This is a genomic window from Shewanella chilikensis (assembly GCF_002836945.1).
Lineage (GTDB): Bacteria > Pseudomonadota > Gammaproteobacteria > Enterobacterales > Shewanellaceae > Shewanella > Shewanella chilikensis.
In genome coordinates this window covers 1-13,706 of sequence record NZ_NIJM01000013.1, presented here as the reverse complement: position 1 = coordinate 13,706, position 13,706 = coordinate 1, and the positions used below count along the sequence as shown (strand labels likewise).

The following is a 13,706-nucleotide window of genomic DNA, read 5'->3' as shown; positions in this document are numbered from 1 at the left end:
AATTAAAAAACATCGCTTGCGGAAGTCATAAACTCAGAGCCCGGTTTCATCCATGCGATGACGCCATACCGCTGCCGCCAACAATAGCCAACCCACCAGGAAGCAGCTGCCACCGAGGGGGGTTACCATGCCCAGCCACTTGGTGCCGGTCAGGGCATACAGATACAGCGAGCCGGAGAACATAAAGATCCCGGCGATAAACAGCCCGGCAGCCCAGTCAATCAGACGCGACTTAAACCAGTGACCGGCAAAGGCCAAGGTTATCAAACCAAAGGTATGATAGAACTGATACTCAACCCCCAGGTTGAATATTGCAATCAACTCGGCAGGTGCAATGGTCTTGAGTCCATGGGCGCCAAAAGCTCCCAGAGCAACGGCAAAGAAACCACTGATGGCCGCCAGTAACAATAACCCCTTACGCATAACTAACTCCCGATAAATAAAAGTGATTCTTTCACTGCATCCTGCAGGTTAGCCTTAAGATCCTTTCCCGACGACTTGCGCGGCACAAAACTATGATCTCCGTCGGTAATAAAGCGTACTTTGGCCTGCTCGGGCAGCGCCCAGGAGGCCAACTGCTCGCGCTTGCCAAAGCTGTCGCGCTCGCCCTGCAGAATAAGCAGAGGCGAGGCACATTCCCACAGGGGTTCAAGTCTGGGCTCGGTCTTCTTCGGCGGCAAAAACGGATAACCAAGGCAGATAACGCCGCTGGGGGTCATTGCCAACTTATCATTGGCCGCCAGCATGGCCGCCATCCGCCCGCCCATGGATTTGCCCATCAAAAATAGTCGCTTGGGCGCAAACGCGGCAACCGCTGCCGCCAAGGTCTGCTCGAAAGACTGCAGCAGCGCAGGTGCCCGGTCCGGCGGACGCCGCTTGCCATCCTCGCCGCGCTTGACCATGTAAGGAAAGTTAAACCTCAGCACGCTCGGGCCGCTGGCGGCCAACAGCGCGGCATAATCCGCCATAAAGTCGCTGTGCATATCGGCACCGGCTCCATGGGCAAACAACACCAGAGTGTCATTGTCCTTACCTTGATCTAGCAGCCAGTTAGTGTTCAAGTCCATCATTAGCCCTGTTCGAAGATACAATAATTTTCATGCTTGGATTCGAATAAACCACAATATTAAATACCGTACTTTCCTGACAAATCAATTTATTAAAAAATAGCGTTAAAAAACGACCAAGCGGTAATTATATATCTCTTACCCATACCGTTTTTACATGTTCTTTCAATAAATCAATCACACTTTGATGAATAAACACCAAGCCAAAGTCCTCTTCCAGTTTAAATATTAACCTTTGTTCCACAGGAATATTTTCCAGTTTAGAAAAATCGAACTCTGTCGAATCAGTATCTAACCAATTCAACTTACCAAATTGCTTTTCTTTATCCGTCAATCTGTACGTCTGCTGGATATAAGGCATTCGATAGTTGTCATATACCTCGAGTTGTTCATCCGAAGGTTGACTTGGCGAATTGTCAACACGAGCATCCAGCCATTCAACACCATGCTGCACCAATGGCTCCAGTTTGGATGCTATATCACCAATAATGAACAGCTTTGGAGAAAAGGTCATTTCCAATAACAGATCCGGTGCTGCAGCACCTACTGGTGCAGGTGTTTGTTGGAATGGGAAAGTATCCATATTTTGTTTAGTGAGTATCGAGTATTCATCTTTCACTTACTATTATCTCCTTGGTGCTTCATCATCGACATCAAACTTAAAAGCGGTCAGTCCACAAGCTAACCCCTGTCGAGCGATAATATACAATTCATCATATATTTCTGAAGAAAAGAAAAAGCTGTTGGTGCCTTTAACCCTAAAAATATGCCTGCGGTTCATAGGGTAGGTTTCGAGTTTTTCCCGGTCCAGATATAATTTTTGAACTAGAACGGAATGAAACGACTCTCTCTCTTCAAGAGGCACATCATAACCATGTTCTTTGGGATCGTAATGTTCAACAAAAGATTCAATATTTGACTTTTCTTCATCCAATACATCCAACTCGTTATTTATCGCGATAATATATCGCTGCTGAGTCGACAGACCATCCATGCACTGTAATTTATTGGGCAAAAAAGCGACGCCATATGGGTCAAAGCTCATAAAAACGTCTGCTATAGGTTTGGTAACGCTTAAATCCCCTGAATTTGTGATATCGAAAACAGCTTCTGAATAACTGTCTTCATCCTCCCAAATAACCGCACTCAATGCGCTCACTGGAATGTAGTCCATGTCTTCGTACAGGTGCCCTCTGTTATCAGAGCAACTAAACATGGCATCACTCTCTTCCGTGTTTTCGTTTATGTAAGCCAGTTCCATCAAAGTTCCCTATAAACTGCAAGCTTTCACTTCTTTGTAGTGCCTTCCTGTATATGCAGAGAAACGTGTTACCGACTTATCCCGGCAACAATTCACTACGTGACTCCTCGGCAAACATATCCAGCATCCATTCGCGGAACGCGACGATTTTACCTAACTCGGCATGCTTTTGCTGGCACACCAGATAATAGGCATCTTTGCTGACCAGAACCTCCTGGAACGGACAGACCAAACGCCCGGCCTTGATGTCGGGGCGGGCGAGCACGCTGTAGCCCAGAGCTACCCCCTGGCCATGGGCCGCGGCCTGCAGTACCAGAGATGAGTGGCTGAAAATTGGCCCCTGATTGACATTGACATCTGTTACGCCACATTGGCGGAACCAGGCCTGCCAGTCATGACGGCTCATATCATGCAGCAGGGTGTGATACTTGAGATCGGCAGGCTTTTCCAGAGGTTTGGGGCCGTTGAGCAGCATTGGCGAACACACAGGGATCAGCACTTCGTTGCGCAGTTTGTCGGCCCTGAGCCCGGGCCAGTTACCCTGACCATAGTAAATTGCCACATCCACATCATCGGACAGAGCACTGAACTCGGCATCCACCGCTTTGATCCGCACATCGATATCGGGATTCTTCTCACTGAATTTCGCCAGACGCGGCACCAGCCACTGAATGGCAAAGCTGGGCGACATGCTGACGGTCAAGGAACCCACGGCGCTGCGGGCCAACAGTCTGTCGGTGGCATCCGACAGTTGGGTAAAAATATCTTTGATATCGAGGAAGTAGCTTTGCCCCTCTTCGGTCAGTAGCAACGAGCGGTTCTTTCGGCGAAATAATTTTAATCCCAGAAAGTCTTCCAGCGCCTTGATCTGATGACTCACTGCGGCCTGGGTAACGAACAGTTCTTCGGCGGCGCGGGTAAAGCTCAAATGCCTTGCTGCTGCCTCGAATGCCTTGACCGCATTCAGCGGCGGGAGTCGTTTTGACATAGTGATCCACTTCTCATTTTTTAATTAGTTTTTCTAATCCAGATTGTTACATTTTATCGTTTGTTAAAGCCAGCGCTTTTGATTAAATTTCACGCCGAAAAGTTGAATATTCAGACAATCTCTGAGCAGTCGAAGGGAAGGTCTGACACTGGCACTCAGTGCCCGTTCTTACCCGGAGGCATCCATGTTGAACTTTAAATCCGCTTTTGTGCTCCTGCTGCTTGGCATGAGCAGTATCGCCGTGGCCGCGGAAAACCTTTCTGCGCCAACCCAAGCTCGCCCTCTGCCCAGAGTCACTGTCGAAGTCCCTGCGGTGCAGATAGACTTCAAAATGCTTGAGCAGGAGCTGAGCCGTGATATTGCCGCCAGCGGCGAAGAGCTCAGAACCCAAGCGCTGGACGAACCGACACTGCTGTTGGCCGAAGACGCTGCAGCCAGTCCCTCAAAGGTTCAGCTTAACTGAGCCCCATTGGATTTAGCTGAGCGTCAGCAGCAAAAAAGCCGCTTCGAGAGAGGCGGCTTTTTGTTTATCAAGGGCGGTAAACCTTGACGTTACCGTGCCCTTGCTCCTGAAGGTAGAGCGCCTGCAATTTACTCATCACGCCGCGGTCGCAATAGAGCAGATAGGTCTTGCTGCTATCAAGCTCGGCAAAGGCGCTGGCCAGTTTAAAGAAAGGAATATGAACTATCTCTGCTCCTTCCAGTTGCAGCGGCTTGCTCTCTTCCTCTTCCGGCGCCCTGATATCCAGCACCACTTCCCCCTGACCGACACTGGCGACGGTTTCGGTTTCCGTTACTTTGGTATCCATGTCGGTTGCTATCTCCCGAATATCCATAACCACGGCATCGGCGATGATCCGGTCCAGCAGATCTTCGGAAAACTTGGTTTCCTCGGCTTCAACCTTGGACAATACCGCCTTGACCGTGGGTTTTTGTGAAATCACGCCGCAGTATTCAGGCATGGACTTGGCAAAGTCTTCCGTACCTATCTTGCGGCTCTCGTTGATGATGTCCTGCTTGTCCATGGTGATCAAAGGTCTGAGGATCAGGGTATCGACACAGCGGTCAATCACATTGAGGTTGGTCAAGGTTTGGCTGGATACCTGCCCCAGGCTCTCACCTGTGACCAGTGCTTGAACCCCCATACGTTCTGCCACTCTGGCGGCGGCACGCATCATCATCCGCTTGAGTATGACGCCCATCAAGCCATTGTCTATGCGCTCGAGGATTTCGGCCACCACGGGCTCAAAGGGAACGGTCACAAACTTCACTTTATGCGACTCGCCATAGGTCTTCCACAAATGGTGCGCCACCTGCTTGACCCCGATTTCGTGCTGGGCACCGCCCAGGTTGAAGAAGCAGTAGTGGGTACGGGAACCCTTCTTGATAAATTGGAAACTGGACACCCCTGAGTCAAAACCGCCGGAGATCAGGGACAGCACATCTTCCTGGGTCGCGATCGGAAATCCACCAAGCCCGGGGATCTTTCTCTCCACCAGGTAGAGTTTGTCGTTGTTGATCTCCAGATGAATGGTCATATCCGGATCTTTGAGGCGCACACCGGCCGCTTCGGTAAACTGGTTCAGGCCACCACCTACGTAACGCTCCACATCCTGCGAACTGAAGTCGTGCTTGCCGCTGCGCTTGGCGCGGACACAGAAGGTCTTACCCGCCAGCTCGTCGGCATACACCTTGAGAGCATGCTGGTAAATATCATCAACGGTTTCAAAGCTATATTCATTGACCTGGCTGATGGTAGAAATTCCCGGAATACAAGCCAGACGCTCGGCAAAAACTTGTTTTAGCTGGGGTTTGTCTTTGGGAACCTGCACCATAATCCGATCCCACTGGCGGGTAACGGCAGCGTCTTCATCCACTTTTTTGAGTACATTGCGGATATTGGACTCGAGCATCTTGGTAAAACGCATTCTTACCGGTTTGCTCTTCATCATGATTTCTGGATACAGCTTTACGATAAACTTCATGGGGATCCCGAGGAAAAAAATTTCAAACAGCAATCGTGGGATTATAACAAAGACCCGCTAACTGGCACAGAGATTTGCCACTCCAAAGCCGTGCCCGGATTGCAGAAGCATAAAAAAAGCAGCCGTTTTCAGGCTGCTCTGATTCTGATGATACTGCGCCATCAAAGATTGGGATCGACCTCAATCTCGTCAGACTCTTTGGCCTTGCCCTGCTCAATGGAGATTTCCACCCTACGGTTACGGGCGCGATTCTCCGGCGAATCGTTGGCCACCAAAGGCGCAGTGGAAGCCATGCCCACCACTTTCATTCTGCTGGCATCAAAGCCGGACACCTTGACCAATTCGTGGGCCACCGCCACCGCCCGCTGGCTGGACAGATCCCAGTTGGAGCTGTACAGCTCATTGCTTATCTGCATGTCATCCGTGTGGCCGGAGACTGTGATGATCCCGGGTACATCTTTGAGTAGCTCACCAACCGCCTGCACCACAGGCTTGAATCTGGGTTGCAGGAACCCCGAACCTGAGGCAAAGGCGCCCTTCTCCCGGATACGGATGATAATCTGCTGCCCAAGAGACTCGATTTCAATCGCGCCGTCCACTATCTCTTTGTTGAGCGCCTCGGCCATCTTCTTGACCTGCTCGTTAATCTGATCCTGAGCCGCCTGCTGTTCCTGGGTCTTCTTGTCTTCGGCCTGCTCCTGCGCCGTGGCCGAAGCCTCGCCGCCACGTTGTTCGCCCCTTTGCTGCTGCACACCACCAGCACTGTCGTCATCCCCTTCCTGATACTCAAGGATCTGCTGGGTCATCTCGTTGGTTTGCTGGTTGATTATTTCAATCGGGGTGGGATCCGGGCGTCCGGGGCGAAACTCCAGCGCAATCACAGAGGTGCCTTTGGGAATATCTTTCACTTCCACCTTGTTCTGCACCCCGAAGGCGTATTTCATCGAGCCGGCTATCTGTTTGAACTTCATTACGTCCATTTCGGAGAAGGCCAGCAGCAACACGAAGAAACACATCAGCAGCGACATCAGGTCGGCAAAGGTTGCCAGCCACATGGGTGCGCCGGGTGGCGGACAATCACACTTGGGCTTGGCCATAGTGTTACTCTCCGTCCGTTGTATCTATTTTACGCTGCTTCTCAGACAGGTAATTTTTGAGGAAGCCCTCAATCACCCTGGGGTTCTGGCCATCCTGAATCGCCAGTACAGCGTCCATAATCAGGTTGCGGTTGAGCATCTCTTCGTTCATCCGCAGCGCCAGCTTATCGGCAATCGGGATCGCCACCATGTTGGCAATAATGGCGCCGTACAAGGTAGTCAACAAGGCCACCGCCATTGCCGGACCGATGGATTTTGGGTCATCCATGTTGGACAACATGGCCACCAGACCAATCAAAGTACCTATCATCCCCATAGCCGGCGCCACATCACCCAGTGCTTTGAAAATACTGATCCCCGCCTTATGGCGATCTTCGGTCAGCTGAATGTCTTTCTCCAGTGCTTCACGCACCACATCGCCGTCGTGGCCGTCCACCAGCATATCAATCGCTTTTTGCATAAAACTGTTGGAAATTTGCGCCTCTTCCAGCGCCAGGAAGCCCCCTTTTCGGGCGGCGTCTGCCATGGTAACCGACTGTTCAATCAACTCTTCGGGTTTGTCCAGTTTGAACATAAACGCCTTGGCGGCAATCTTGACGGCGCCTAAAAACTGCTTGAGGTTAAATTTCATCATCACCACAAACAGCGAGCCGACAAGCACAATCAATACAGAGGGTACATCGATAAAGATGGCAATGCCGCCACTGCTGACCATTGCCATGATAATAAAAGCAAAAGCACCGACCAGTCCTATCAGGGTTGCTAAATCCACAGTGGCTCCTCACCTCTAAAGCAGACCCGACACAGTGTGGCCGGGATCTCTATCCCATACAAGCCGATCCGCCCCAAAGGGTGATATAGGATCTTGGCTTTTCACAGGAGATGAATATGATAATTTTCAATAGTTTCTATTTTGAGTTATCGGACAGGGCTTAAGCAAGTTTAGGAAGATTTTAATTTTCTCCAAAAAAAATCCGCGACAAAGCGTGCTATTGAGCAAATAACGGACGCTTCAATTTGACCCTTATCGCGCCCTGATATACCTTGTGTCACGCTGAACATAACGCCAAGACACCTGCAGCCCTCCCTCTCTCCTTTTACCTTTGCACCGTGCCAATCAGGTCGCAGGAATGGGCCGGCAACCAAGGTGCATCAAGGAAACCGATTGTGGCCAAAAAACCCGAAAATCTGAGTTTTGAAGAATCTCTCAACGAACTGGAACGCATAGTCGCCGAACTGGAACGCGGTGAAGTATCGCTGGACGACGCGCTAAAACAGTTCGAACGTGGCATAGGCTTGGTACGCAGCAGCCAGGCCAAGCTGGAACAAGCACAGCAGAAAGTAGCCATACTGCTGGCCCAGGATCCCCAGGCGCCATTGAGCCCATTTACAGTCGAGGGTGAGTGAGTGTTAACCCAAGCTATTAGCCAATACCAACAGAGAGTCAATCAAAGGATTGGCACCATACTGGACACCCTGGATGATACCGAGCCCAGACTCAAGGCCGCCATGCGCCATGGAGCCCTGCTGGGTGGAAAGCGTATTCGGCCGTTTCTGGTCTACTCTGTAGGCGAGATGCTCGGCGTTCCCCTTGAACGTCTCGATGATTGCGCCGCCGCCATAGAGTGTATCCATGCTTATTCGCTGATCCATGACGATCTGCCGGCCATGGACGACGATGCCCTGCGCCGCGGTCAGCCAACCGTGCATATCGCCTTTGACGAAGCCACCGCCATTCTGGCCGGTGATGCCTTGCAAACCTTGGCCTTTGAACTTATCAGCAGCGACATTGAAGGCCTCAGCGACCGCCAACACCTGCGTCTGGTACAGGCGCTGGCAAAAGCCTCCGGCTACCGCGGTATGTGTGGCGGCCAGGCGCAGGATCTCAATGCCACAGACAAAGAGATCTCCCTTGCGCAGCTCACCGCCCTGCACAGATTGAAGACAGGGGCCCTTATCCGCTGCGCCGTCGAGTTTGCGGTAATTGCCGCCGATATTGACGCCAAAGAAGAACTGGCACTGCTGGAATACGCCGATGCCGTGGGCCTGGCGTTCCAGGTACAGGATGACATTCTCGATATTACCGGCAGCACAGAAGAGCTTGGCAAACCCCAAGGGTCGGATCTCGATGCCAACAAGAGTACCTACCCGAAACTCTTGGGGCTGGAGGGCGCCAAGACCACAGCTCAAAAACTGCTGGAAGATGCACTATCAGCGCTGGCAAAATTGCCATACAATAGCCAGTTAATTGCCGAATTCGCCCGCTATATCGTTGAGCGAAGAGTATAAAAAGAGACAAAGTATCTCGTTATGAGTCTGGATATCACTCAGTTTCCTGTGCTGGCACAGGCCAATACCCCGGAAGAGTTACGTCAACTTCCACAAAGCCTGCTCCCTCAGCTGGCCGACGAGCTCAGGGAGTTTTTATTAAAATCTGTGGGCATGTCGAGCGGTCACTTTGCCTCTGGCTTAGGTACGGTCGAACTGACCGTGGCGCTGCATTATGTCTACAACACCCCTTTCGACCGCCTGGTCTGGGATGTGGGTCATCAAGCCTATCCGCACAAGATCCTTACCGGTCGTCGCGATCGCATGCCTACCATACGCCAAAAAGGCGGTCTGCATCCTTTCCCTTGGCGGGAAGAGAGTGAATACGACACCTTCAGTGTCGGCCACTCAGGCACCTCAATTTCCGCCGCGCTGGCAATGGCCGTCGCCGCCGATAAAGAGCAAGCCGGCCGTAAAGTGGTGGCCGTGATAGGCGATGGCGCCATGACGGGCGGCATGGTATTTGAAGCCATGAATCACGCCGGCGATCTGCACAAAGACATGCTGATGGTGCTCAACGACAACGAGATGTCTATCTCGGAAAACGTTGGCGCCCTCAACAACCACCTGGCACAACTGATGTCCGGTCGCTTCTACACCACAATACGTGAGGGCGGCAAGAAGGTACTCAAGGGCATGCCCGTCATCAAAGAGATGGCGCGCCGCACCGAGGAACACCTTAAAGGCATGGTGGTTCCGGGAACCCTTTTTGAAGAGCTGGGATTCAACTACATAGGCCCTATCGATGGCCACGATGTGGATGCGCTGGTGGAAACCCTGCGTAACATGCGCAGCCTCAAGGGGCCGCAGGTACTGCATATCATGACCAAGAAAGGCAAAGGTTATGAGCCTGCAGAGAAAGATCCCATCGGCTGGCATGCGGTGCCCAAGTTTGACCCTTCACAATTTTGCAAACCGGTCACCAAACCCGGGAAACCCAGTTTTTCCCAGGTGTTCGGCAAATGGTTGTGCGACATCGCCGCCAAGGATGACAAGGTACTGGGGATCACCCCGGCCATGCGTGAAGGCTCCGGCATGGTGGAGTTCTCCCAGAAATTCCCCGAGCAATACTTCGATGCCGCCATCGCCGAGCAACATGCTGTGACCTTAGGCGCAGGCTTTGCCTGTGAAGGCTATAAGCCGGTAGTGGCCATTTACTCCACCTTCCTGCAGCGCGGCTATGATCAGTTGATCCACGATGTGGCACTGCAGCGCCTGCCTGTGCTGTTTGCCATTGACCGTGGCGGCATTGTGGGCGCCGATGGCCCAACCCATCAGGGTGCCTTCGATCTCAGCTATCTGCGCTGCGTACCCAACATGGTGATAATGGCGCCATCCGATGAAAACGAGTGTCGGCAGATGCTTTACACCGGCTACTGCTACGACAAGGGCCCAAGCGCAGTGCGCTACCCTCGCGGCAATGCAACCGGCGCCGAGCAGGTTGAAGAGATGACGGCCATGGCGATAGGTAAAGGCCTTGTCAGACGTCAAGGCAAACAGATTGCCATTCTCAACTTCGGCACTACCCTGGCTGCCAGCCTGGAAGCCGCCGAAAGCCTGGATGCCACAGTCGCCGATATGCGCTTTGTTAAACCCTTGGATGAAGATTTGATCAAGGAACTGGCCGCCAATCATGACTTGCTGGTAACTGTGGAAGAGAACGCCATCATAGGCGGCGCCGGCAGTGGCGTGCTCGAGTATCTGGCCAGCCAGGGGATCTGTAAGCCTGTGCTGCAAATTGGCCTGCCGGATGAATTTATCAAGCACGGCTCACCGGAAGAGATACTGACTGAGCTCAAGCTGGATGCCAGTGGCATTCTCGAGCAGATCCAAAACCGGTTCGCATAAGATAAGCATCCGCTATCATTATAAAAAACCGCCTCAGGGCGGTTTTTGCTTCTCCGACCACAGTAAAGCCAACTAGAGTTAAACTGAGATAGCCAAGCAGTGTCTGCAAAATAATACCTTGGCATTCTCTTATGGTTTTGGGCTTTAGCAAAGGAGGCACTGTGCCGGAAAGCAGGGCTTTGGTGTTGGGGGGCGGTGGTGCCAGGGCGGCCTATCAGGTTGGGGTGCTCAAGGCACTGGTGCAGTTTTATCCCCGCAATCACGCCATTCCATTCAAGATTGTTTGCGGCACTTCGGCCGGAGCCATCAATGGCACCGCTATCGCCACCCATGCATCCTGTTTTCATCTGGGGCTGAGAAAGCTGGAGTGGATCTGGCGTAATATCCACACAGAGAGAGTCTACCGCGCCTCCAATACCGGCGTGCTGGCACACCTGGCCAAGATGGCCCTTCGTGGCATGCAGGGGGATCTGGTCAATACCGATGCCGGCAGTTTGCTGGACAATGAACCCTTGCGGCAACTGCTCAATGAGCTGATTAACTTCGAGCGAATCGATCGCAACATCCGCGGTGGCTCCCTGATGGCACTGAGCATTGATACCTCCTGTTACAACAGCTCCCGCTCCGTGACCTTCTTCCAGGCGAATAAGGAACTGGAGAACTGGCAAAGAGCCAGACGCAGCGGCGAGCGCACCAGGCTACACACAGAGCACCTGATGGCCAGCTCCGCCATTCCTTTGGTGTTCCCATCGATTAAGCTATCTCAGTCCTACTATGGTGATGGTTCAGTGCATCAACTGGCGCCGCTGTCCAGCCCAATACATCTGGGCGCCAAGCGGATCATGGTGATCAACTTAGACAGCCCGCATAAGAACACCCCCGTTGAGTTGGATTATCATCCCAAGACGGCCACCATTGCCGGTCATCTGCTGGATACCATATTTTCCGATACCCTGAACTCAGATCTGGAGCGGCTCAGACGCATCAACAGCACTCTGGCGCTGGTGCCGGAATCGAGCCGCCAACAGTTGGATTTGAGGCCGATTGATACCTTGGTGATTAAACCCAGTGAAGATCTCAGTGAGCTGGCCAAGCGTTACTATCAAGAGATGCCCTTCGCCATTCGCCGGCTGCTGGCTTTGATTGGTATAGACAGTCAGTCGGACACCAGTATTGTGTCTTATCTGCTGTTTGAGAACGCCTACACAGGCGCCCTGATAGATTTGGGTTATCAGGACGCCATGTGTCAGATTGATGAATTGAAAGCTTTTTTCGATATCAGTTGAGCATGGATCAGGCGAAAAAGATAAGTAAGGCCACCACCAGCAACACTGAGACCAGAGTCACAGCAAAGGTTGGTGTAGAACCTTGCTGCCGCTCATTGGCGGTCACGGTTATATTCTCAGCCCCCTGCTGTAAACCATGGGAACCGCTCTCTTGGTTGTCGACTATGGTTTGCACTATCTGGTGGCGCTGAAACGGAATAAAGGGCTGGTTCGGGTCGCCGACATAGAGACGCACTTCCCCCGCATCACTTCGGCTCACCAGCGGCGGCAGTATGGTCAGCGCATCCAACTGATAATCCAGGGTCAAATCTCTCAGTTGGACAAGTGTATAACCCAGCGCCTTGGCCTGATCCTGCAAGGCGGTCGACATCTCGTAGCTGGCCAGCTCGGCATCGAGAATGATTAGCTTACCGGGTTTGCCTTCGGCGTGTTGCCACAGACAGTCGGCCAGCCAGATCCCCTTGAGTGAGGCGTGACGGGCAAACAGTGCTTCCACCAGTTCCCAGGCGTCGGCCTCTCCGGTGAGCCAAGGGCTGATTTCCACATTGTTGACCCGCAGCACGCAGTCTTCACCATTGAGGCGCGCCGCCATATAGCTCAGGTAGGCTTGCTGATCTTCCAGCGGCAGCACGAGTTTGCCCGCCAGATCCAGCAACAGCACTTCATTGATATGAGCGGTCAGAATAAGCCGTTGCCAATGAATGGGTTTGAGATAGTAATCATCCGGTTGTTTAAGATTCTCTGCAAGCACCCGACTCGCCTCAGGCTCATCCATCATGGGAAGGTAGGCATAACAATGACTGGCCTGTTCATTGCCATCGATATTCACCGGCAGGATCAGCGGCACATCGCCATCACGGCAAAACAGCAGCTGCTGGGTAGAAGTCAAAATCTCAAACAGTTCCTCGAACGAGATATCGAGGCCATGATTACTGTCATGGGTCACGGTTGCCAACTCCTTGTAAGTCACTCGGGTTTGCGCTTATTCAGGAAAAGTCGCTGCAACATGCAGCCAAGCTGTCCTTCCCGGCATTCAGCTCCACAAAGGTCGCAGAGTACCCCATTTAAAGTGCAAATAAAACCAACGCCAGCGGCCGGGTAATCAGCCTTGAAGCAAAATAACTTCGGCTTTCTCCACCCTTCTGGGCTTGCCGCGAATAAGCAAGGTATCACCGGCGCGAAACTGCCAATCTTCATCCGGTGGCTCGTATTCCCTGCCGCCGCGGCGCACGGCTCTCAGTTCCACTCTGAGCTGTTGCCAGGGGATCTCGGCACTGAATTTTCCCACGGCATTGGCGCCTCTTGGCAGAGCCACTGCATGTAGTAATTCGAGAGAGAAGTCGGCTTCCTCACCGGAAAAGAAACCGTGCAGATACTGATAGTGATTGCGCCGCTCCGACTCCAGCCGTTTGAGGATCCGCGACAAAGGGACCCCTGACTGATACAACACCTGAGATACCAGCATCAAGCTGCCTTCCAGAGTTTCTGGAATAACCTGACTGGCACCGGCCTGCTCCAGTTGCTCAAGCTCGCTGTCATCCCGGGTTCGCACCATGATCCGCGCTTCGGGCGCCAGTTGCCGACACAGCACCAAGGCCTCTTCCAACTGCGGCTGCTCGCAAAAGGTCAGCACTATACTCTTGGCGTGGCGCACGTTGGCTTGTTTGAGCAAACTGCGTTTACAAGCATCGCCGAAATACACAGGCTCTCCGGCCCGGCGCGCCTCGGCAACCCGGGAGGGATCCCGGTCGAGGGCAATAAAAGGGATAGCTTCGGCCTTGAGAAACCTCCCTATGGTCTGCCCAACCCGGCCATAACCCAGCAGCAAAACCAGATCTTGCTGGGG

General features: G+C 52.6%; 15 protein-coding genes. 5 read left to right on the top strand and 10 right to left on the bottom strand.

Annotation, left to right across the window (positions count from 1 at the left end; all coding sequences use genetic code 11):
- Window positions 1-33: 33 nt before the first annotated feature.
- The 5 genes from CX651_RS06780 to CX651_RS06760 form a co-directional block, all read right to left on the bottom strand.
- Complete coding sequence (locus CX651_RS06780; protein ID WP_025887273.1) at window positions 34-423, bottom strand: DUF423 domain-containing protein; 390 nt, start codon at window positions 421-423, stop codon at window positions 34-36.
- Window positions 424-425: 2 nt separating this feature from the next.
- Window positions 426-1,070: an alpha/beta fold hydrolase gene (locus CX651_RS06775; RefSeq protein ID WP_101054987.1), complete on the bottom strand. Its 645-nt coding sequence runs from the start codon at window positions 1,068-1,070 to the stop codon at window positions 426-428.
- 124 nt (window positions 1,071-1,194) lie between these two features.
- Window positions 1,195-1,686, bottom strand: a complete 492-nt coding sequence (locus CX651_RS06770) for a hypothetical protein (RefSeq protein WP_071476301.1) — start codon at window positions 1,684-1,686, stop codon at window positions 1,195-1,197.
- A gap of 6 nt (window positions 1,687-1,692) precedes the next feature.
- Window positions 1,693-2,328 carry an imm11 family protein gene (locus CX651_RS06765; protein ID WP_071476302.1) on the bottom strand — a complete coding sequence of 212 codons (636 nt, stop codon included), beginning with the start codon at window positions 2,326-2,328 and terminating at the stop codon, window positions 1,693-1,695.
- A gap of 76 nt (window positions 2,329-2,404) precedes the next feature.
- Window positions 2,405-3,316, bottom strand: coding sequence for a transcriptional regulator GcvA (locus CX651_RS06760; protein ID WP_025012011.1), 912 nt, complete (start codon window positions 3,314-3,316; stop codon window positions 2,405-2,407).
- 184 nt (window positions 3,317-3,500) lie between these two features.
- Between CX651_RS06760 and CX651_RS06755 the strand changes: the two genes are divergently transcribed.
- Complete coding sequence (locus tag CX651_RS06755) at window positions 3,501-3,779, top strand: hypothetical protein (protein WP_101054985.1); 279 nt, start codon at window positions 3,501-3,503, stop codon at window positions 3,777-3,779.
- A 67-nt stretch (window positions 3,780-3,846) separates the two neighbouring features.
- Here CX651_RS06755 and thiI read toward each other — a convergent pair whose 3' ends face one another.
- From thiI to pomA, 3 genes are all read right to left on the bottom strand, one after another.
- Window positions 3,847-5,301 (bottom strand): tRNA uracil 4-sulfurtransferase ThiI, encoded by a 1,455-nt coding sequence (gene thiI / locus CX651_RS06750; protein WP_101054983.1) that lies wholly within the window; start codon window positions 5,299-5,301, stop codon window positions 3,847-3,849.
- 161 nt (window positions 5,302-5,462) lie between these two features.
- A complete protein-coding gene (locus CX651_RS06745; RefSeq protein WP_101054981.1) occupies window positions 5,463-6,398 on the bottom strand; it encodes a flagellar motor protein MotB in 936 nt (311 codons plus the stop codon).
- Between the two features lie 4 nt (window positions 6,399-6,402).
- On the bottom strand, window positions 6,403-7,170 hold the full coding sequence (gene pomA, locus CX651_RS06740) for a flagellar motor protein PomA (protein WP_101054979.1): 768 nt from the start codon (window positions 7,168-7,170) through the stop codon (window positions 6,403-6,405).
- A gap of 395 nt (window positions 7,171-7,565) precedes the next feature.
- Here pomA and xseB point away from each other — a divergent pair, with 395 nt between their 5' ends.
- From xseB to CX651_RS06720, 4 genes are all read left to right on the top strand, one after another.
- A complete protein-coding gene (gene xseB / locus CX651_RS06735) occupies window positions 7,566-7,805 on the top strand; it encodes an exodeoxyribonuclease VII small subunit (protein WP_101054977.1) in 240 nt (79 codons plus the stop codon).
- Window positions 7,806-8,687 carry a (2E,6E)-farnesyl diphosphate synthase gene (gene ispA, locus CX651_RS06730; protein WP_101054975.1) on the top strand — a complete coding sequence of 294 codons (882 nt, stop codon included), beginning with the start codon at window positions 7,806-7,808 and terminating at the stop codon, window positions 8,685-8,687.
- 21 nt (window positions 8,688-8,708) lie between these two features.
- A complete protein-coding gene (dxs, locus tag CX651_RS06725) occupies window positions 8,709-10,574 on the top strand; it encodes a 1-deoxy-D-xylulose-5-phosphate synthase (protein ID WP_101054973.1) in 1,866 nt (621 codons plus the stop codon).
- A 161-nt stretch (window positions 10,575-10,735) separates the two neighbouring features.
- On the top strand, window positions 10,736-11,860 hold the full coding sequence (locus CX651_RS06720; protein WP_101055090.1) for a patatin-like phospholipase family protein: 1,125 nt from the start codon (window positions 10,736-10,738) through the stop codon (window positions 11,858-11,860).
- A 7-nt stretch (window positions 11,861-11,867) separates the two neighbouring features.
- Here CX651_RS06720 and CX651_RS06715 read toward each other — a convergent pair whose 3' ends face one another.
- Window positions 11,868-12,806: a hypothetical protein gene (locus tag CX651_RS06715; protein ID WP_101054971.1), complete on the bottom strand. Its 939-nt coding sequence runs from the start codon at window positions 12,804-12,806 to the stop codon at window positions 11,868-11,870.
- Between the two features lie 156 nt (window positions 12,807-12,962).
- Window positions 12,963-13,706 (bottom strand): potassium channel protein (locus tag CX651_RS06710; protein ID WP_198552045.1); only part of this gene is annotated, 744 nt, incomplete at its 5' end.